The sequence below is a fragment of the Sagittula sp. NFXS13 genome (genome assembly GCF_040148795.1).
Classification (GTDB): domain Bacteria; phylum Pseudomonadota; class Alphaproteobacteria; order Rhodobacterales; family Rhodobacteraceae; genus Sagittula; species Sagittula marina.
In genome coordinates, this window is sequence record NZ_JAGEMH010000007.1 from 67,134 (window position 1) to 87,913 (window position 20,780).

The following is a 20,780-nucleotide window of genomic DNA, read 5'->3' on the forward strand; positions in this document are numbered from 1 at the left end:
GCTTTACGCCTCGCGTGAACCTATATTCCCGCGTCGCGTTTCGGGGAATTTTCGCAATCTCAAGTGGATCATAATGATCTTCACCTTGGGTATCTATTATTTAACGCCATGGATCCGCTGGGACCGTGGTCCGCAACTGCCGGACCAGGCGGTGCTGATCGACTTGGCCAACCGCCGCTTCTTCTTCTTCTGGATCGAGATCTGGCCGCACGAGTTCTACTTTGTCGCAGGCCTGCTGATCATGGCCGGGCTTGGGTTGTTTCTCTTCACGTCCGCTCTTGGCCGCGTCTGGTGCGGCTATGCGTGCCCGCAGACCGTATGGACCGACCTCTACATTCTGGTGGAACGCTGGATCGAGGGCGACCGCAACGCGCGCCTGCGCCTTCATCGCCAAAAGAAACTGGATTTTCGCAAGGTCCGCCTGCGGCTCACCAAATGGGTCACCTGGTTTCTGATCGGCCTCGCCACCGGGGGCGCATGGGTATTCTATTTCGCCGACGCGCCCACCCTGCTGCGCGATCTGGTGACGCTCAACGCGCATCCCGTCGCGTACACGACGATGCTGTTCCTGACACTGACCACCTTTTTCTTTGGCGGCTTTGCGCGTGAACAGATCTGCATCTATGCCTGCCCGTGGCCCCGCATTCAGGCGGCCATGATGGATGAGGACACGCTGACCGTGGGCTACCGCGAATGGCGAGGCGAACCGCGGGGCAAAGGCAAATCCCGAGAGGGCCTCGGCGATTGCATTGACTGCAATGCCTGCGTGAACGTCTGCCCAGTGGGGATCGACATCCGTGACGGGCAGCAGATGGAATGCATCACCTGCGCGCTGTGCATTGATGCGTGCGACGACGTCATGGAAAAGCTGGGCAAGCCGCGCGGCCTGATCGACTATCTTGCGTTTTCGGACGAACCTCGTGAGCGTGCGGGCCATGCGCCTCGCCCCATCTGGCAACACGTCTTCCGCCCCCGCACCATCCTGTACACCACGCTCTGGAGCCTGGTGGGCATCGGCCTTGTCTTTGCGCTGTTCATTCGGCCAGAGATCGAGATGACGGTCGCCCCGGTGCGCAATCCGACCTTTGTCACGCTGTCAGACGGCACGATCCGCAACACCTACGACGTGCGCCTGTTGAACAAGCATGGCGAGGATCGCCCATTCCGCATCACCCTGACCGGCGACAGCGCGTTGCGTGTTCAGGTCGAGGGGACACCTTACGAGACAGTGGACGTTCCGGCGAACGAAACTTATCTTACACGGGTCTATGTGCTGGCGCCCAGCGGCTCCGACGCGGCAGAGGCCGAGCGCACGGAATTCCGCTTCTGGGTCGAAGATCTGACCAACGGCGACCGGGCGCACACCGACACCATTTTCAACGGACGGACAAATTGATGATGACCACTGACCCGAAAGACACCGGATTTCGTATCAAGGGCTGGCATGTCCTGGCGGGCTTCGTCGGTGCCTTTGGCATCATCATCAGCGTGAACATCGCCTTGGCCGTGAACGCCGTGCGCACCTTTCCGGGGCTGGAGAGCGACAATTCCTATCTCGCCTCCCAGACCTTTGACACACGCCGCGACGCGCAACTGGCCCTGGGGTGGGAGGTCGCCGCGCGTCTGCAAGACGGTCGCGTTGTTCTCACCATCAACGATGCCAAGGGCTATCCCGTCCGTGTGACCAGCCTGGAGACCACCCTGGGCCGCCCGACCAACGTGGTGGACGACATAAGCCCCGCCTTCGATTGGGACGGCACCGCCTATGTGGCCGATGCGGACCTTGCACCGGGCAACTGGGATCTGTGGATCAAGGCGCAGGCCGAAAATGGCACCGTCTTTGAACAGCGCCTCGAGATGACAATGGGCCGCTGAGAGGCCCCCACGGGCCGGGGATATTCCCCGGCCAACCCACACTTTCGCGGACGACACCTATGACCGCCATGATGCGCCCCACCGCCTCTGCCTGCCCCGCCTGCGCCGCCGCGCCCGCGGCCGAAAAGCTTGCCGAATATCAGGCCCCGACAGAGACGCACATCATCCTTTCGCTGCCGACGATTCACTGCGCCGCTTGCATGTCCTCCGTGGAACGCGCGCTGAAGGCCGATGCACGCGTCCGCTCTGCCCGGGTGAATCTGACGCTGAAACGCGTCAATATCGAGGCCACCCCCGAACTGACCGCCGCGGACCTCGTCCCGGTGGTCGAAGCCGCAGGCTTTGAGGCGCATGAACTCGACACCACCGCGCTGGCTGCGACGGCGACGGACCGCGCCGGGCGCGACCTGCTGATGCGTCTTGCCGTGGCCGGTTTTGCCGCAATGAATGTCATGTTGCTGTCCATCGCTGTCTGGTCCGGCGCAGCGGGCGAAACGCGCGATATGTTTCACTGGATCTCCGCCGCCATCGTGCTGCCTGCGATCGCCTTCTCTGGCCAGCCGTTTTTTCGCAACGCCTGGACCGCGCTGAAGGCCGGGCACCTCAACATGGACGTGCCGATCAGCCTCGCCATCGCGCTGGCCATTGTCACCTCGCTGTACGAAACCTCGCTGTCGGGCGAACACGCCTACTTCGACGCCGCCATCACGTTGACGTTTTTCCTGCTCACCGGGCGGTATCTGGACCACCGCACCCGCTCCGTTGCGCGCTCCGCCGCCGAAGAGCTGGCCGCGCTCGAAGTGCCCCGCGCCACCCGCCTGACCGACACGGGCGAGGAAACCGTCGCCGTTGCCGACCTGAAACGCGGCGACCTGATCCTCGTCCGCCCAGGTGGTCGGATGCCCGTGGACGGCGAAATCACCGAGGGCACCAGCGAACTTGATCGGGCGCTGCTGACTGGGGAAACGCTGCCCGTGCTCGCCCAACCGGGACGAAACGTCAGCGCGGGAGAGGTCAATTTGACCGGCCCGCTCACCGTGCGCGCCACTGCCGTGGGCCGCGACACCTCCCTGCACCGCATGGCCGATCTGGTGGCCATCGCGGAATCCGGCCGGTCCCGCTACACCTCTCTGGCCGACCGCGCGGCCAAGCTTTACGCGCCGGGCGTTCACATCCTGTCTGCCCTCGCCTTTCTTGGCTGGCTTGCCTACAGCGGCGACCTGCGCGTCGCGCTCAACATCGCCGCCGCCGTTCTCATCATCACCTGTCCCTGCGCTCTGGGTTTGGCGGTTCCGGCGGTCACCACAGCTGCGTCTGGCCGCCTTTTCCGCAAAGGCCTGCTCATCAAGGACGCTACCGCGCTGGAACGACTGGCCGAGGTCGACACCGTCGTCTTCGACAAGACCGGCACGCTGACATCAGGCACGCCCGAGCTGACCAACCGTGACGACTTTACCAGTGCCGATCTCGCGATCGCACAGGCCCTGTCCCAAGGCTCCAACCACCCGCTCTCTCGCGCCATCGTGCAAGCCACGCAGGATATCGCCCCGGCCGAGGTCACCGACCTGCGCGAAGTCCCCGGTTTCGGCACGGAAGGCCAATGGCGCGGTCAGACCATGCGCCTTGGCCGCGCCTTCTGGGTCGGCGGCACAGCGACCGACCAAACCGCCGCGTGGCTCCAGATCGGCAGCGCCAAGCCACAGCCATTCCTCTTTAACGACCGCCTGCGCGACGGCGCGGCAGAGGCCGTCGCGGCCTTGCAAGCCCAAGGCAAGTCCGTGATCCTCATGTCGGGCGACACCACCAGCCCGGTCGAGACCCTCGCGAAACGGCTGAACATCACGCAATGGGTGGCCGAAGCCCTCCCACAGGACAAAGCCCAACGCATTCAGGCCTTGACCGACACAGGCGCCAAGGTGCTGATGATCGGCGACGGGCTCAACGACACCGCAGCACTGACCGCGGCCCATGCCTCGATTTCCCCCGCCTCGGCGCTGGACGCCGCGCGCGTCGCGTCTGATATCGTCCTGCTGGGCCAAAGCCTCGCCCCGATCCCTGATGCGTTGACCACGGCGGCCAAAGCCACGAAACGCATCCGCGAAAACTTCACCATTGCCACATGGTACAACATCATCGCCGTGCCGCTGGCAGTGGCCGGTCTGTGCTCCCCCCTCATCGCCGCACTGGCCATGTCGTCCAGTTCGATTACCGTCTCGCTCAACGCGCTGCGTCTGCGCTGAAAGGAGCCCGCATGAACATCCTCACCTACCTCATCCCGATCTCACTGATCCTCGGCGGCATGGGCCTGCTGTTCTTTATCTTTACGATCCGGTCGAACCAGTACGACGACCCCGAAGGCGATGCGCGGCGCATCCTGTCCGGCGAATACGACGACAAACCGAAACCTCCTGACGCCTGACAGCAAAAAGGCGCACCCACCGGCGCGCCCTTGCTTCATCACTTGCGAAGCCCCCCGAAGGTCACGAGGCGCAGCAAGCGCCCCACAATCAATCAAGCCTGGCTCAGCGCCATCTCCGGCGTGATGGCTTCGATGCCCAGCGCCTCGCCGACCGGCGCATTGGTCAACTGGCCTGCGTGCACGTTCAAACCTGCTGCCAGATGCGGGTCCGCCTTGCAGGCCGTGCGCCACCCCTTGTCCGCCAAAGCCAGCATGTAGGGCATCGTCGCATTGCCCAACGCGATGGTCGACGTGCGCGCAACGGCGCCCGGCATGTTCGCCACGCAGTAATGCACCACACCATCCACCTCGTAGATCGGGTCCTGGTGCGTCGTGGCCTTGGAGGTCTCGAAACAACCGCCTTGGTCAATGGCCACATCGACGATCACCGCGCCGGGCTTCATCGTCGCCAATTGCGCGCGCGACACCAGCTTGGGCGCGGCGGCACCGGGCACCAGAACCGCACCGATCACCATGTCGGCCTCGGCCACCATCTCGGCGGTATTCTCGCCAGAGGCGTAGCGCGTGCGGAAGACGTTCCCGAACGTATCGTCAAGGTAGCGCATCCGCGGCAAGGAGCGGTCCAGCACCGTGACATCCGCGCCCATGCCAGCGGCCACTCGTGCGGCAAAGGTGCCCACCACGCCGCCACCGATCACCGCGACCTTCGCCGGTGTGACGCCCGGCACGCCCCCCATCAGCACACCGCGCCCACCGTTGGCCTTTTGCAGCGACCACGCGCCCATCTGCGGCGCCAAACGACCTGCGACTTCGGACATGGGCGCCAGCAGCGGCAAGCCGCCACGGGCATCGGTCACGGTCTCGTAGGCAATGCATGTTGCGCCGGATGCCAGCAGATCGCGCGTCTGGTCGGGATCGGGGGCCAGATGCAGATAGGTGAACAACAGCTGGCCCTTGCGCAGCATGGCGCGCTCCGCTGCCTGCGGTTCCTTTACCTTCACGATCATTTCCGCCTCGGCAAAAACCTCCGCCGCCGTCGTGGCAATCCGGGCACCGACGGCGCTGTAATCCTCGTCAGAGAAACCCGCCCCGACACCTGCACCAGACTGGATCAGAACGTCATGACCATGGGTCACGGCCTCTCGTGCGGCAGCGGGTGTGACGCCTACGCGAAATTCCTGCGGTTTGATCTCTGTCGGGCATCCGATCAGCATGGTAAGCTCCTGTTGGTGCGAAATGATGGCCTTGTGGCCTTGGTTGTATTGCGGCTAAGCGTGACACAGCCCCCTTGCAAATAGCTTCGAAACACGGTCAATACCGCGCCACAGGGCGCACGATCCTTCGACGTGAAACCGCTTTGGCCGGAGGATTCTTCGCAAATGACGCTAGACGAGACAGATCGGCGCATCCTCAAGGTGCTTCAGCGCAAAGGGCGCATGTCCAACGCCGAGCTGTCGGAGCATGTCAATCTGTCCGCCTCCGCCTGTCATCGCCGGGTGCAGCGGCTCGAAATCGACGGCTACATTCGCGACTATGTGGCCCTCGTCGATGCGCGCAAGATGGGCCTGCCGACCACGGTCTTTGTAGAGATCACGCTCTCGACGCAGGCGGACGACGTTCTTGATGCCTTTGAAACCGCCGTGCAGCGCGTTCCCGCCGTTCTTGAATGCCACCTGATGGCGGGCACCGCCGACTATATCCTGAAGGTGATCGCCCAGGACACGGAGGATTTCGCGCGCATCCATCGCCAATACCTGACGCGCCTGCCCGGCGTCGCCCAGATGCAATCATCCTTTGCGCTGCGCACGGTGTTCAAGACCACGGCCCTGCCAGTCTGACGCAGACGCAACAAAAAGGCCGGGGACCTCTCCCCGACCTTTCCGTAACGGCGCATCACTGGTGTTCAGGAATGCGTCCCGAGGCCGTCACTTTTTCAAAGCGTCTCGGATCTCCAGCAGCACGTCCAGTTGCGATGGGCCGCTGTGTACCTCTGGGGCAACCTCGTCCGGCTTCTCAGCCGCCGCCTTGATCCGGTTCACCATCTTCACCAACATGAACACCACAAAGGCGATGATGAAGAAGTTGATCACCGCCATTGCAAACTTGCCCACCGCAAAGACCGGCGCCCCGGACTCCATCGCCGTCTCCAGCGAGGCATAGGTCTCGCCGTCGAGCGCATAGAACCAGCCCGAGAAATCAATCCCACCGGTGAACAGCGCAATGATCGGGTTGATGATATCCCCCACCAAAGACTGCACGATCCCCGTAAAGGCCGCGCCCACGATGATCCCCACGGCCATGTCCATGACATTGCCCTTGGCGATGAAATCCTTGAATTCGTTAATCATGTATCAGTCCCCACATGTCCCGGCCGACGTCTTCGCGCCGGATTACGTCACGCTTTTAGCGTGATCAAAGGCCGGCCCCCAGATGAAAACCGGCTTTTGCGACACCTCTTTGTTGACGGGCAACGCTCAGGCGGGCAGCGTGCCGTTGATCACATAGGTCAGGATCTGCACCACTTGCTCTGGCGTGCGGGCCACGGCGAGCGCCGCGGCATCCACCTCTTTCAGCGCATGGTCGTGCTCTTCGGGCTGCAAGATGATCAAGGACTTGCCCAGCGCCGCCGCCATGCCGGCATCGAAAGCCGCGTTCCACTGTTTGTACTTGTCGCCAAAGCGCACCACGACCACGTCCGCCGTCTCGATCCCGCGCCGGGTGCGAATGGCGTTCATCTGCGCGCCCTTGCGGTCATGCCAGAACTTGTCGTCCTCGGCCCCAAGGATCGCGACTCCGCAATCGTCGCTGGCCGCATGGTCGGTCACGGGCGCGTCAAACTCGATGCCAAGGCTTGCCGCGCCGTTCATGATCTGGTCGCGCCAATCGGTGTGAATCTCACCCGACAGATAAACCTTCAACGTCATTTCATCATCTCCTTCGCTATCGCCCGGACATTAGCCCGTCCTGCAATGGCATCCAATCGGTTCATCCAGTCCTCACGGCCGGAGACAGGCGCGCAAAACGGCCCACCCTGCCCCCAGCAACAGCGCAGGCAAAACAAACAGCTTGAACACAAAGACAGAGACCAGCGCCAACAAACTGCTGACCAACTCGTCCGACCGCTCATAAATCGCCACGGCCATCGTGCGATAGCGGTCCAGGTCGCTGCCCGCCCGTTGCAGCGCGGCCATCCGATCGGCCAGCGCCGACGACAGTATCAGTGCAATTGGCAGCATCGCGCCAAAGAACACGCCGTACAGTCCCAGCGCTCTGGCGATGCGCCCGGCGACCGCGTGCCTTCTGGCGAACAGGGCCACAGCCGCCGCCCCCGCCAGCATCGCCCAGCCAAGCCCGGTCACCGGCACCAGCGCCACCGACAGGACCCCGGTCGCGACCATCACCACGAACACCACCTGCGCCACACGCTCCACGGTGTCATCGACAGGTTCCAGCCATTTCAAAGGTTGCGCCGTGCCCTGGACCACAAGGCTGCCGCCGACCTCCACCTCCTGGGCGGTGGACAGAAACGCATTCAGCGTGCGCAGCGTCAGGTAGGTGCCCGCGCTTGTGGCGGCGATCTGGCGGGCATAGCCCTGCGCCGCACGCGTGGCCGGGTTAACAGACGCGAAGGCCGCCGCCACAAGGGCGACGGCCAGCACAAGACTGAGGATCAGGCGCGTTGGCACGCCGCCCTTCAGCCGTCCTTGCGGATGGTTTCGTTCTTCGGATCGTAGGGGCTGTCGCATGTGACCGTTGCATCCCAAAGCTTGTCAAACATCTTGACCTTAAGCTTCGTCCCTTCGACCGCAAGCTCGGGCTTGATGTAGCCCATGCCGATGCTTTGCTCGAACGCCACCGAATAGCCGCCCGACGTCAGACGCCCGACGCGCTCGCCCTCTGGCGTGTACAGCACTTCGCGGCCCCACGGGTCAGCATCCTCCGGTCCATCGATCAGCAGGGTGCAGCACTTGGATCGCACGCCTTTGGCTTCCATCTCGGCCTTGCCGTAGAACTCTTTCGAGTTGTCGATGAAACGCGGCAGGTCGGCCTCCGCCGGTGTCGCATCACGACCCAACTCGTTGCCAAACGCTCGGTAGCTTTTCTCCTGACGCAACCAATTCTGAGCACGCGCGCCGACCGGCTTCAGACCGTGCTTTTCGCCCGCTTTCATCAGCAGATCCCACAGGTAAGCCTGCATTTCGATCGGGTGGTGCAACTCCCAGCCGAGCTCACCGGTGTAGGCCACGCGGATCGCGTTGACCGGGCACATGCCCAGTTCGATCTGGCGCGCCGACAGCCAGGGGAAGCGCTTGTTGGACAGCGCGGTCGCCGGATCGGCGTCGCGGATGACCTCGTTGAGCACATCACGGGTTTTCGGCCCGGCGATGGCAAAGACACCCCACTGCGTCGTCACGTCCTGGATGATGACCAGCTTGCCGGTCTGCTCCATGAAGTCCTCGGCCGCCTTCACCAAGTAATCGTGGTCATAGGCCTGCCAAGCGCCCGCAGACACCAGGTAGTAATCGTTCTCGCCATTTCGAACGATCGTGTATTCGGTCCGAGTGGTCCCTGCGGACGTCAGCGCGTAAGTCAGGTTGATACGGCCGATTTTCGGCAGCTTGTTGCAGGTGAACTGGTCGAGGAACTCGGTCGCCCCGTTGCCGCGCACGGTATGCTTGGCAAAGGCTGTGGCGTCGATCAGGCCCACGCCTTCACGGATCGCCTTGGCCTCTTCCATGGCGTATTTCCACCAGCCGCCGCGACGGAAGGACCGCGCGTCGTGGTCAAAGCTCTCCGGCGCGTCGAGCGGACCGTAATAGTTCGGACGCTCCCAGCCGTTGACACAGCCGAACTGCGCCCCAAGCGCCTTCTGACGCTCATAGGCCGGTGCCGTGCGCAGCGGGCGGGCCGCCGGGCGTTCCTCATCCGGGTGGTGCAGGATGTAGACGTGCTCGTAGGATTCTTCGTTCTTCTCCACGGCCCAGTCGATGGTCTGCCAGTCGCCAAAGCGCTTGGGGTCGAGCGATGCCATGTCGATGTCGGCCTCACCCTCGACCATCATCTGCGCAAGGTAGTAGCCCGCGCCACCGGCGGCGGTGATGCCAAAGGAAAAGCCCTCTGCCAGCCACATGTTGCGCAGACCCGGCGCGGGGCCGATCAGCGGGTTGCCATCCGGCGTGTAGCAGATCGGGCCGTTGAAATCGTCCTTCAGGCCGACAGTCTCGGTCGAGGGGATACGCTCGATCATCGACATGTATTCCTCCTCGATCCGCTCCAGGTCGAGCGGGAAGAGGTCGGCACGGAAGCTGTCCGGCACACCATATTGGAAGCAAGCAGGCGCGTTCAGCTCATAGGGGCCAAGGATCCAGCCGCCGCGCTCTTCGCGCACGTACCACTTGGCATCCGCATCCCGCAGAACAGGATGCTGCTCGTTGCCGGCTTCGCGGTATTTCACCAGCTCCGGGTCTGGCTCGGTGACGATGAACTGGTGCTCCACCGGGATGGCGGGGATCTTGATGCCCAGCAGCTTCGCCGTGCGCTGCGCGTGGTTGCCGGTGGCGGTCACGACGTGTTCAGCGGTGATGACCTGGGTCTCTTCGGTCGGCACGAGGTTGCCGCCCTTTTCCCCCATCTTGGTCAGCGTGACCTTCCACTCGGAGCCAGTCCACTCGTAGCCGTCGACCTGCCACTTGCGCTCGATCACGACACCGCGCTGACGGGCGCCCTTGGCCATCGCCATGGTGACGTCAGCGGGGTTAATGTAGCCGTCGGTCGGGTGATAGATCGCGCCTTCCAGGCCCTCGACATTGACCAGCGGCCACCGCTCCTTGATCTGCGCGGGGGTCATCCATTCGTAAGGCACACCGCAGGTTTCCGCCGTGGTGGCATAGACCATGTATTCGTCCATGCGCTCTTTGGTCTGCGCCATGCGCAGGTTGCCGACGATGAAAAAGCCCGCGTCCAACCCGGTTTCCTCCTCAAGCGTCTTATAGAACTTGATCGAATAATCGTGGATGTGGGTCGTGGCAAAGGACATGTTGAAATACGGCAGCAGACCTGCCGCGTGCCAGGTGGAGCCGGACGTCAGCTCGTCACGCTCCAGGAGCATGACGTCGTCCCAGCCCGCCTTGGCGAGATGGTACGCGATGGAGGTGCCAACGGCACCACCACCAACGACGAGGGCTTTGACATGTGTTTTCATCGGGCGAGGCTCCGGCTGCGATTCACTTTTACCCGTTATGACCCTAACGGCGTCTGAACGAAGATCGTGCCCGACTTCTGGATGCTCAAAACCGACAGCGTGACAGAAGGACGACGGCGGAGAACAGCCCACCGCGGGCCGGTGCCGCGAAATGCAGCATTACAAAAAGTCGGCAACGATCCCGGATCGCACCCAGCCCGTGAAACGACTGGCGATGGTGCTGTAAACGGTAGCCCCGCAGCCAGTACGCGCATTATGCGGCAATTCCCCGCTGATTTAGCCGGAACCGCCCCTTTCGCCTGCCGTGGCCCACGCCTATAAGGGCAGCGGTTGCACCCCAAACGGGGTGGCGGCCCTTCAGGCAATAGGCGACCGGAAGATCCGCTTACCGGCGCACTCGGCGCAATGAGGCAGTAGACAATGTTTGGCATGGATGGACTCCTGGGCATGTTCTCTTCGGACATGGCCATCGACCTCGGGACCGCGAACACGCTGGTCTACGTCAAGGGAAAGGGCGTCGTCCTGTCGGAGCCCTCCGTCGTCGCATATCATATCAAGGACGGTCAGAAAAAGGTGCTCGCCGTGGGCGAGGACGCCAAGCTAATGCTGGGCCGCACGCCCGGCTCCATCGAGGCGATCCGCCCGATGCGCGAAGGTGTCATTGCCGATTTCGACACCGCCGAGGCGATGATCAAGGAATTCATCCGCAAGGTGCATCGCCGCTCCACCTTCTCGAAGCCGAAGATCATCGTTTGCGTGCCGCACGGCGCGACCCCCGTTGAAAAGCGCGCCATCCGCCAGTCTGTCCTCAGCGCGGGTGCGCGCAAGGCAGGGTTGATCGCGGAACCCATCGCGGCCGCCATCGGTGCGGGCATGCCCATCACCGATCCCACGGGCAACATGGTGGTCGATATAGGTGGCGGCACGACCGAAGTGGCCGTTCTGTCGCTCGGCGACATCGTTTATGCGCGTTCCGTGCGTGTCGGTGGCGACCGCATGGACGAGGCGATCATCAACTACCTGCGCCGTCAGCAGAACCTGCTGGTGGGCGAATCCACGGCCGAGCGGATCAAGACCTCCATCGGCACGGCACGTATGCCCGACGACGGGCGCGGCTCCTCGATGCAGATCCGCGGTCGCGACCTGCTCAACGGCGTGCCCAAGGAAACCGAAATCAGCCAGGCGCAAATCGCCGAAGCCCTCGCAGAGCCGGTTCAGTCGATCTGCGACGCGGTCATGCAGGCGCTCGAAGCGACCCCGCCTGACCTCGCCGCCGACATTGTCGACCGTGGCGTCATGCTTACCGGAGGCGGCGCGTTGCTCGGCGATCTCGACCTTGCCCTGCGCGAACAGACCGGCCTTGCCGTGTCCATCGCGGACGAGTCGCTCAACTGCGTGGCACTCGGCACTGGAAAAGCTCTGGAGTACGAAAAGCTCCTGCGTCACGCCATCGACTACGACAGCTGATCACCGGGGGCGTTCCTCATCTTTGACCCTGCGCCCCTTCCGCCCGCCTTGCGACATGCCCTCCGGTTTCGGTAACCTGCCCCATGGCCAGCGACCGCTCAAACTCCGATGATTTCACCACACCGCTGAAGCGTTTGCTTCTTGCGGTGCTGGTCATTGTGCTGCTGGGCATCTTCCTGCTCTGGCGTATCGACAGCCCGCGCATGGAACGGTTTCGTGCGCAGGTCATCGACCGCGTTGTGCCCAACATGGATTGGGCCATGGCCCCGGTCACCGGCACGATCAAGCTGGTGCGGGATGTGCAAAGCTACAAGCGGCTGGGCCAGCAAAACGACGAGCTGCGCCGCGAGCTGCGCCAGATGACCGCATGGAAAGAGGCCGCCCTGCAATTGGAGCAGGAAAATGCCCGCCTGCGCGACCTGAACAACGTGCGCCTTGATCCGCGACTGACCTACATCACCGCCGTGGTTCTGGCTGATTCCGGCTCTCCCTTTCGGCAATCCGCGTTGATCAACGTCGGCTCCCGCGATGGCATCGTGGATGGCTGGGCGACCATGGATGGCATCGGCCTTGTGGGCCGCGTGTCGGGCGTGGGCCGCAACACCAGCCGGGTTATTCTGCTCACCGACGCCACCAGCCGCATCCCGGCTGAAATTCAGCCCTCCGGCCAGCGCGCGCTGATCGCGGGCGACAACACCGCGGCGCCCCCCATCGACTTTCTGGAAAACCCCGACCTCGTGCGCCCCGGTGACCGCATCGTCACCACCGGCGACGGAGAGGTCTTCCCCCCCGGTCTGCTGATCGGCCAGGTCGCAGAAGACCCCGGAGGCCGCCTGCGCGTGCGCCTTGCTGCCGACTATGAGCGGCTCGAATTCCTGCGCGTCCTGCGGGACCATGGTGCGCGTCGCGTCTCCAACCCGTCCGGGCTGATTCTGCCCGAGGACCTGCCGGATTCCGCCCCGCCCGAGCCAGCCCCCGTCGAAGCACCCGCCTCCGATGGCTGAGAACAGTCCCGCCCGCCTCTGGACCTTGCGCGCGCTGTATCCGGCGCTGGCGCTGCTGATCATCTTCGTGCACCTGCTGCCCCTGCGCATGTTGCCTGCGGGCCTGGCCGGGCCGGATATTCTGACCGCACTGACGCTGGCCTGGGCGCTCAGACGTCCCGACTACGTCCCCGCCCTGTCCATCGCCGGCGTGATGTTGCTGTGTGATCTGCTGTTGCAGCGTCCTCCTGGACTTTGGTCGCTACTGGTGCTTCTGGCGGCCGAGTTTCTGAAATCGCGGGCCCGGGATCTGCGCAAAAACACCTTTGTCGCGGAATGGCTGGCCTTTGCCACGGCCTTGCTGACGATCACCGTGCTCTATCGGCTGACTCTCGCAATCTTGATGATATCTGAGGGAATGCTGTCCCTAAGCGTGATTCAATATGGTATGACCGTGATGGCTTATCCGCTCGTGACCGCCGTGTCCTATATCGCCTTTGGCGTCAGACGCTCTGCGCCGGGGGAATACGATCACGCCGGACGCAGCCTTTGACCCACTAAACCGCCGGACATCACCATGAGACGCAGCCCCAAGGAAACCGCCGACAGCGCCCGCCGCATTTCGCGCCGCGGGCTGATTCTCGGCGGCCTTCAAATGAGCCTCGCCTCTGTGCTGGGCTTTCGCATGCACCACCTTCAGGTGGATCAGGCGGACGAATTCCGCCTGCTCGCCGAAGAGAACCGCATCCGTTTCGATCTGCTGCCCCCTGCACGCGGGCGCATCTTTGACCGCAACGGCGTGGTGGTCGCGGACAATGAACCGACCTACCGCATCACGATGAAACGTGAGGACGCAGGCGACGTTGCCGATGTCATCGGGCGGCTCAGCCAATTGATCGAACTGGACGAAAACGACCTCAACCGCGCCTTTGCGGAGATGGAGCGCACGCCGCCCTTCTTCCCGGTCACCATCGCAGAACGTGTCTCGTGGGAAGATATCTCTCGCGTCGCAGTCAACGCCCCCGCCCTGCCTGGCATCACAACAGAGGTCGGCCTGTCGCGCCTCTATCCTCATGGCGATCTCTTCGCCCATGTTGCGGGCTACGTCGGGCCGGTGTCTGAACGCGATCTGAGCCGTTACGAAGACCCGCCCGCCGTTTTGAAAATCCCGCGCTTTCAGGTGGGAAAGGTCGGTGTTGAATCAAAACACGAGGAAATGCTGCGCGGTGAGGCTGGCACCAAACAGGTGGAGGTCAACGCCGTCGGTCGCGTGATGCGAGAGCTTGGCCGCCGCGAGGGCACCTCCGGCTCCGACATCCAGTTGACCATCGACACCGAGCTGCAGGATTACGTGCAGGCACGTCTGGGCGAGGAAAGCGCCTCTGTCGTGGTGATCGACCTGACCAAAGGCGACATTCTTGCCTGTGCCTCCGCCCCCTCCTACGATCCGAACCTGTTTGTGCGGGGGATTTCCCACACCGCTTTTGATGCGCTGAACCAGAACGACCACCGTCCGCTGGCCTCCAAGACGGTACAGGACGCCTACCCGCCCGGTTCGACGTTCAAGATGGTGACCGCGCTGGCGGCGCTGGATGCCGGTCTGATCGGACCCGATGAAACCGTCTATTGTTCTGGCAGCTACGAGGTCGGCAGCCGCGCCTTCCGCTGCTGGAAACGGTCCGGCCACGGACACATCAACCTCGAAGGTTCGCTGAAGCATTCCTGCGACGTCTATTACTATGACCTGGCGCTGAAGGTCGGGATCGAGCGCATCGCCGACATGGCCCGCCGCATGGGTCTGGGCGAAGCGCCTCCGCTTCCGATGTCCGCCGTCACCTCCGGTCTTGTGCCAGACAAGGCCTGGAAAGAGCGCGAGCGTGGCGCAAATTGGGTCATCGGCGACAGCGTCAACGCCGCCATCGGCCAAGGCTTTGTGCTGGCCTCCCCCGTGCAGCTGGCGGTGATGACGGCGCGTGTCGCCACCGGGCGCTCGGTCAGCCCCCGGCTTGTGCGCTCCATCGACGGCATCGAGACGCCGCATATGGGTGGCGAGGATCTGGGGCTGAACCCAAACCATCTGAAGATGGTTCAAGGGGGGATGTACGCCGTGTCCAACGACCGGCGCGGCACGGCCTACCGCACGCGAATCATCGCCGACGGTATGCGGCTGGCGGGCAAGACCGGCACCGCGCAGGTTGTGTCCCGCATCACCTCGGAGGCCGACCCCTGGGAAGACCGCGACCACGCGCTGTTCGTGAACTTCGCCCCCTACGACAACCCGCGCATCGCGGTGTCCGTCGTGGTGGAACACGGCGTCGGCGGGTCCAAGACCGCAGCCCCCATCGGACGCGATGTGACGCTTCAGGCACTGTACAATGGCGACCCGCCGCTGGACGCCTACCCGTCAAAGGACCGCAGCCAGATCAAGGCGCAGCAGGAACGGCTCGCCCGCGAACGCCAGCAACGCCGCGACCAAAGCGCGAGCCGTGCATGACGCGTCAGATTTATGAGGTGTCACCTGCCGCGAGGACACGCGTCTGTCATGGCTTGGCGGCGGAGCCGTCTGCCGCTCGGCACATGCATCATGCCATGGCGTCATCCATCCGGCCTGTGCGCGCAGCCGCGAAAGCGGTTTCCATCGGAACATCTGCGCGCCCTGAACACACAGGCATCCGCACAGACAAGGCAAACGCAACATGACGTATCTTGAATACAACGTCAAAACGGTCCCCTCCGGCTGGCGCAAGGTCCTGGCTTTGAACTGGCCCCTCGTGCTTTTGCTGTCGTCCGTGGCCTGTATCGGCTTTCTCATGCTCTACTCGGTGGCGGGCGGGTCGTGGACCCCATGGGCCGAACCGCAGGCAAAGCGGTATGTGTTGGGATTGGCCGTGATGATCCTCGCCGGCATGGTGCCGATCTGGTTCTGGCGAAACATGGCGCTGGTCTTCTACGCATTGGCGTTTCTTCTGCTGGTGCTGGTAGAACTTTTCGGATCCGTCGGCATGGGCGCACAACGCTGGATCGACCTTGGCTTCATGCGGCTGCAACCCTCGGAACTGATGAAGATTTCCTTGGTCGTGTTTCTGGCCGCATATTATGACTGGCTGCCGCTGTCGCGCACGTCGCGCCCGCTATGGGTGGCCCTTCCCATCATCATCATCCTTGCGCCCACCGCCCTGACGCTCATGCAGCCTGACCTTGGCACGGCCCTTTTGCTGATGATCGCGGGCGGATTGATGATGTTTCTGGCCGGCGTTCACTGGGCCTATTTCGTCACGGTCATCAGTGCGGGCGTCGGTGGGATCTACGCGGTGTTTCAATCGCGCGGCACCGATTGGCAACTGCTCAAGGACTACCAGTTCCGCCGCATCGACACGTTCCTCGACCCCTCATCCGATCCGCTTGGCGCGGGCTACCACATCACGCAGGCCAAGATCGCCATGGGCTCTGGCGGCTGGACCGGGCGCGGCTTCATGCAAGGCACGCAAAGCCGTCTCAACTTCCTGCCCGAAAAGCACACCGACTTCATCTTCAACACACTTGCAGAGGAGTTCGGCTTCGTCGGCGGCATTTCCCTGCTCGCGCTGTATGTCCTGATCCTGTTTTTCTGCATCACCGCGGCACTGCAAAACCGGGATCGCTTTTCGTCGCTGTTGATCCTTGGCATCGGGCTGACCTTCTTTCTGTTCTACGCCGTCAACATGTCCATGGTCATGGGCCTTGCCCCCGTCGTCGGTGTGCCTCTGCCGCTGGTGTCCTACGGCGGCTCCGCAATGCTGGTGCTCATGCTGGCCTTCGGACTGGTCCAAAGCGCTCACGTCCACAGACCGCGCTAACCGCTTGCGATTTCCCTGGCCCGCTGCTTCTCTGGGCCGGAGAACATGCCCGGGGCGACACGGCCGAAAGCCTGACGGGGCAGCGCCTCACAGCGCCCCCAGACAGGAGCCCCCCGTGACCAATATCCTCTTCGCCGCCAGCCAAAGCGCCTGGACCAAATACGAGACACATCTGACCACCGCGCTCGACGCCACCGGCCTTGACTACACGCTCGCCACCGACGTGCCCGCAGACCAGGTCGACTACATCATATATGCGCCCAACGCGACGGTGCAGGATTTTACCCCCTACACCCGGCTGAAGGCCGTGATGAATCTCTGGGCCGGGGTGGAGCAGGTGGTGAACAATCCCACCCTGACAGCCCCCCTGACCCGCATGGTCGATGCCGAGGGGCTGACACAGGGCATGGTCGAATGGGTCACCGGTCATGTGCTGCGCCATCACCTCGGGATGGATGCGCACATCGTGAACCCCAATCAGACATGGGATGACACGCCCCCCCCGGTGGCCAAGGACCGCCCCGTCACGATCCTTGGTCTCGGGGTGCTGGGACAAGCCTGTGCCAGCCAACTTTCCCGGATCGGTTTTTCCGTCACCGGGTGGAGCCGCTCGCAAAAGGACATCCCCGTCATCACATGCCTGTCCGGTCCCGACGGTTTGCGCCATGCGCTCCTCGGCGCACAGATCGTCGTGCTGCTGCTGCCCGACACCCCCGCGACGGAAAACACGCTGGATGCCGACGCCCTCGCGGCCTTGCCCGACGGCGCGGTGATCGTGAACCCCGGACGCGGCACGCTGATCGACGACGACGCGCTGCTGGCCGCCCTGCCCCGACTGGGCCACGCCACGCTGGACACCTTCCGAACCGAACCGCTGCCCAAAGACCACCCCTACTGGGCCCACCCCAAGGTCACCGTCACGCCGCATATCGCCTCTGCCACCCGGCCCGACAGCGCCGCGCGCGTCATTGCCGACAACATCGCCCGCGCAGAACGGGGTGAGACCCTGCACCATCTTGTCGATCGCGCCGCGGGCTACTAAACGCGAGGCGACCCAGCCAGGAGCGCCCCAATGCCTTTTGACCGCACAGTAAAGATCGCCCCCTCCATCCTCTCCGCCGATTTCGCCGACTTTGGTCGCGAGATTCAGGCGATCGAAAAGGAAGGCGCGGATTGGATCCACGTCGATGTCATGGACGGGCATTTCGTGCCGAACCTGACCTTCGGTCCCCCCGCGGTCAAAGCTTTCCGTCCGCATGTGAAAACCTTCATGGACGTCCACCTGATGATTTCCCCGGTGGACGCCTATATCGACGCCTACGCCGACGCCGGGGCCGACATGCTCACCGCCCATGTCGAGGCAGGGCCGCATCCGCACCGCACCCTGCAGGCGATCAAGGCCGCAGGGATGCAGGCGGGCATCGCGCTCAATCCCGGCACCCCGGCAGAGGCCGTTCGCGACCTGCTTCCGCTCGCCGACATGGTGCTGGTGATGACCGTAAACCCCGGCTTTGGCGGGCAAAAGTTCATCGACATGACCGCCAAAGTCCGACAGATCCGCGACTGGATCGGTGACCGCGAGATCCACATCCAGATCGACGGCGGTGTCACGCCCGAGACCGCGCCGCTGGTGGTCGAGGCCGGTGCCGACGTGCTGGTCGCCGGATCGGCCGTGTTCAAGGGCGGCTCCGTCAGCAACTCCTCGGTCTACGGCGACAATATGCGGGCGATCCGGGCGTCGCTCTCGTGACCACCATTGCCTTTGACCTCGACGGCACGCTGCTCGACAGCGTGCCGCATATCCATCACGCGGTGGCGCAGGCGCTCTCGGATATGGGCTTGCCGACAATCACCGTGGCAGAGACCCCCGGATTCGTCGGGCGCGGCCTGCCGGTCCTGTGTGAAAACGTGCTCGCCCATCTGGGCGCAGATCCGGCGTTGCAGGACGATCTCTATACCCGCACGATGCGCTACTACGTGGACACGCCCTCCGATCCGTCACAGCTCTATCCGGATGTGATTGCGGCGCTCGACACGCTGAAGGCCGCCGGACATCGGCTGACGCTGTGCACCAACAAACCCTTCGCCGCGACCCGGACAGCGCTCGACGGCACCGGCCTCGCCCCTTATTTCGACGTGGTGATCGGCGGCGACAGCCTCGCCACGCGCAAGCCGGAGCCAGAGATGCTGCATGCCGCACTCGACGGCGCCGACCCGGCGCAAGCGCTCTATATCGGCGATTCGGAAACCGACTGCGAAACGGCGCAGGCCGCCAATGTGCGCTTCCTGCTCTTTACCGAAGGCTACCGCAACAGCCCCCCCGAGGCTCTCCCACACATCCGCCAGTTTTCCAGGTGGCGTGATCTGCCTGCCCTGATCTCCGAACTCTCGGGACACTGAAACAGCCGGCTGCAATAAAAAACGCCCTGCCACCGTTATGGCGGCAGGGCGCGGTCAGCGATTAAATCGCTATGTGGTCTCAGGCCAGATCAGCGGGCAGCAGCGCGTCCGGCATGTTCTGATAGCTCACCGGGCGCGTGAACCGGCGGATCGCCAACGTCCCGACGGAGGTCGCGCCAAAGTTGGTCGAGGCAGGATAAGGACCGCCGTGAACCATGGCGTCCGCCACTTCGACGCCGGTGGGGAAGCCATTGACCAGCAGGCGACCGGCCTTGCGTTCCAGCACCGGAACGAAGGGTTTCGCCGTATCGGTGTCGGCATCGTCCATTTGCAGCGTCACGGTCAGCTGCCCCTTCAGGCTGCGCGCAACGTCAAGCATTTCGTCCACGCCAGAGGTGGTGACCACGATGCCAAGCGGGCCAAAGACCTCTTCGGACAAGGTTTCATTGGCCAGCCAGTCCTTTGCGCTGACTTTGTAAACGGCCGGGGCCGCTTTGCGGTTCTCGCAAGAGGCAGCGACCAGCTCCTGCACACCTGCGGCGGCGGAGACCTCGGACACGCCCTTGCGGTAGCTTTCGGCGATGCCCTCGGTCAGCATGACGGATTGGCCCGCATCCGCCAGCGCGGTTTGTGCCGCTGCGGTAAAGGCGTCGAGCGCCGCGCCTTCGGGGGCGACGACGATGCCGGGGTTGGTGCAGAACTGACCCACGCCCATGGTCAGCGAACCGGCCCATGCCGCGCCAAGGTCTGCGCCGCGCGCAGTCAACGCTTCCGGCATAACAAAGACCGGGTTGATGGAGCCGAGCTCGCCAAAGAAGGGGATCGGTTCGGGACGCGATGCGGCAATGTCATACAGCGCACGGCCCGCGCCCAGCGATCCGGTGAAGCCGACAGCCTTGATCAGCGGATGTTTGACCAAGGCACCGCCCAGTTCGTGGCTGGTGCCCTGGATCAGGGAGAAGGTGCCCTTTGGCATGCCGCATTTCTCGATGGCCGCCGCTATGGCGTCGGCAACGATTTCGCCGGTGGCCGGGTGCGCCGGGTGGCCCTTGACCACGACCGGACAGCCCGCGGCCAGCGCGGAGGCGGTGTCACCGCCCGCGGTGGAAAACGCCAGCGGGAAGTTCGACGCACCAAACACGCCGACGGGACCGATGGGGCGCTGCACCATCTTCAAGTCGGGACGCGGCAGCGGCGCGCGGTCGGGCAGCGCCACGTCATGGCGCCGGTCGAGGTATTCGCCCTTGCGGATGTGCTCGGCGAACATGCGCAACTGGCCGCAGGTGCGGCCGCGCTCCCCCTGAAGACGCGCCTCAGGCAGGCCGGTTTCGGATGTGCCGAGGCGGGTGATGTCCTCGCCGCGGGCGTCGATCTCGTCAGCGATGGTGTCGAGGAATTTCGCGCGGTCCTCGCGGCTGGTGTAGCCATAAACGGCAAAGGCCTCTTCGGCGGCCTTGACCGCGCGATCGACCTCCGCCGCGCCCCCGGCAGAGACAGTCATCGCCTCGCCTGTCACGGGCTGCGACGTGAAAGTCTCATCGGAGGCGACCCATTCGCCAGCGATCAGGTGTTTGCCATGTGGAGTGTATGTCATTGGA

General features: G+C 63.7%; 19 protein-coding genes. 13 read left to right on the plus strand and 6 right to left on the minus strand.

Annotation, left to right across the window (positions count from 1 at the left end; translation table 11 throughout):
* Positions 1-73 precede the first annotated feature (73 nt).
* From ccoG to ccoS, 4 genes are read left to right on the plus strand one after another with little or no spacing between them, the layout of a single operon-like run.
* On the plus strand, positions 74-1,396 hold the full coding sequence (ccoG, locus tag J4E08_RS14795) for a cytochrome c oxidase accessory protein CcoG (protein ID WP_502949283.1): 1,323 nt from the start codon (positions 74-76) through the stop codon (positions 1,394-1,396).
* Positions 1,396-1,875 (plus strand): FixH family protein, encoded by a 480-nt coding sequence (locus J4E08_RS14800; protein WP_349539160.1) that lies wholly within the window; start codon positions 1,396-1,398, stop codon positions 1,873-1,875. The genes ccoG and J4E08_RS14800 overlap by 1 nt, the downstream gene beginning before the upstream one ends.
* A 59-nt stretch (positions 1,876-1,934) precedes the next feature.
* Entirely contained in the window at positions 1,935-4,115 is a 2,181-nt protein-coding gene (locus tag J4E08_RS14805) for a heavy metal translocating P-type ATPase (RefSeq protein WP_349539161.1), read from the plus strand.
* An 11-nt stretch (positions 4,116-4,126) separates the two neighbouring features.
* Entirely contained in the window at positions 4,127-4,294 is a 168-nt protein-coding gene (gene ccoS, locus J4E08_RS14810; RefSeq protein ID WP_183966119.1) for a cbb3-type cytochrome oxidase assembly protein CcoS, read from the plus strand.
* A 92-nt stretch (positions 4,295-4,386) separates the two neighbouring features.
* Here the strand turns inward: ccoS and ald are convergent, their stop codons facing one another.
* Positions 4,387-5,508: an alanine dehydrogenase gene (ald, locus tag J4E08_RS14815; protein WP_349539162.1), complete on the minus strand. Its 1,122-nt coding sequence runs from the start codon at positions 5,506-5,508 to the stop codon at positions 4,387-4,389.
* A 165-nt stretch (positions 5,509-5,673) separates the two neighbouring features.
* Here ald and J4E08_RS14820 point away from each other — a divergent pair, with 165 nt between their 5' ends.
* Positions 5,674-6,132, plus strand: a complete 459-nt coding sequence (locus tag J4E08_RS14820; protein ID WP_349539163.1) for an Lrp/AsnC family transcriptional regulator — start codon at positions 5,674-5,676, stop codon at positions 6,130-6,132.
* An 87-nt stretch (positions 6,133-6,219) separates the two neighbouring features.
* On the opposite strand, the gene mscL is transcribed toward J4E08_RS14820, so the two are convergent.
* The 4 genes from mscL to J4E08_RS14840 form a co-directional block, all read right to left on the minus strand.
* The gene (gene mscL, locus J4E08_RS14825; protein WP_349539164.1) at positions 6,220-6,642 is read right to left on the minus strand and encodes a large conductance mechanosensitive channel protein MscL; all 423 of its coding nucleotides are present in this window, start codon (positions 6,640-6,642) and stop codon (positions 6,220-6,222) included.
* A gap of 126 nt (positions 6,643-6,768) precedes the next feature.
* Complete coding sequence (locus J4E08_RS14830; RefSeq protein ID WP_349539165.1) at positions 6,769-7,218, minus strand: YtoQ family protein; 450 nt, start codon at positions 7,216-7,218, stop codon at positions 6,769-6,771.
* A gap of 72 nt (positions 7,219-7,290) precedes the next feature.
* A complete protein-coding gene (locus tag J4E08_RS14835) occupies positions 7,291-8,040 on the minus strand; it encodes a hypothetical protein (RefSeq protein ID WP_349539166.1) in 750 nt (249 codons plus the stop codon).
* On the minus strand, positions 7,989-10,496 hold the full coding sequence (locus J4E08_RS14840) for a GcvT family protein (RefSeq protein ID WP_349539167.1): 2,508 nt from the start codon (positions 10,494-10,496) through the stop codon (positions 7,989-7,991). The genes J4E08_RS14835 and J4E08_RS14840 overlap by 52 nt, the downstream gene beginning before the upstream one ends.
* A 420-nt stretch (positions 10,497-10,916) precedes the next feature.
* Between J4E08_RS14840 and J4E08_RS14845 the strand changes: the two genes are divergently transcribed.
* From J4E08_RS14845 to gph, 8 genes are all read left to right on the plus strand, one after another.
* Positions 10,917-11,963, plus strand: coding sequence for a rod shape-determining protein (locus tag J4E08_RS14845; protein ID WP_183966105.1), 1,047 nt, complete (start codon positions 10,917-10,919; stop codon positions 11,961-11,963).
* An 83-nt stretch (positions 11,964-12,046) separates the two neighbouring features.
* Entirely contained in the window at positions 12,047-12,967 is a 921-nt protein-coding gene (mreC, locus tag J4E08_RS14850) for a rod shape-determining protein MreC (protein ID WP_183966103.1), read from the plus strand.
* A complete protein-coding gene (locus J4E08_RS14855) occupies positions 12,960-13,499 on the plus strand; it encodes a rod shape-determining protein MreD (RefSeq protein ID WP_183966101.1) in 540 nt (179 codons plus the stop codon). The genes mreC and J4E08_RS14855 overlap by 8 nt, the downstream gene beginning before the upstream one ends.
* A 24-nt stretch (positions 13,500-13,523) precedes the next feature.
* Positions 13,524-15,440 carry a penicillin-binding protein 2 gene (gene mrdA, locus J4E08_RS14860; protein WP_349539168.1) on the plus strand — a complete coding sequence of 639 codons (1,917 nt, stop codon included), beginning with the start codon at positions 13,524-13,526 and terminating at the stop codon, positions 15,438-15,440.
* Positions 15,441-15,642: 202 nt separating this feature from the next.
* Positions 15,643-16,782 carry a rod shape-determining protein RodA gene (gene rodA / locus J4E08_RS14865; RefSeq protein WP_349539169.1) on the plus strand — a complete coding sequence of 380 codons (1,140 nt, stop codon included), beginning with the start codon at positions 15,643-15,645 and terminating at the stop codon, positions 16,780-16,782.
* Between the two features lie 115 nt (positions 16,783-16,897).
* Complete coding sequence (locus J4E08_RS14870) at positions 16,898-17,824, plus strand: 2-hydroxyacid dehydrogenase (RefSeq protein ID WP_349539170.1); 927 nt, start codon at positions 16,898-16,900, stop codon at positions 17,822-17,824.
* Positions 17,825-17,854: 30 nt separating this feature from the next.
* Positions 17,855-18,532 carry a ribulose-phosphate 3-epimerase gene (rpe, locus tag J4E08_RS14875; RefSeq protein ID WP_349539171.1) on the plus strand — a complete coding sequence of 226 codons (678 nt, stop codon included), beginning with the start codon at positions 17,855-17,857 and terminating at the stop codon, positions 18,530-18,532.
* A complete protein-coding gene (gene gph / locus J4E08_RS14880; RefSeq protein ID WP_349539172.1) occupies positions 18,529-19,182 on the plus strand; it encodes a phosphoglycolate phosphatase in 654 nt (217 codons plus the stop codon). Before rpe ends, gph begins: the two co-directional genes overlap by 4 nt.
* A 79-nt stretch (positions 19,183-19,261) precedes the next feature.
* Here the strand turns inward: gph and J4E08_RS14885 are convergent, their stop codons facing one another.
* Entirely contained in the window at positions 19,262-20,776 is a 1,515-nt protein-coding gene (locus tag J4E08_RS14885) for an aldehyde dehydrogenase (NADP(+)) (protein ID WP_349539173.1), read from the minus strand.
* Positions 20,777-20,780 lie beyond the last annotated feature (4 nt).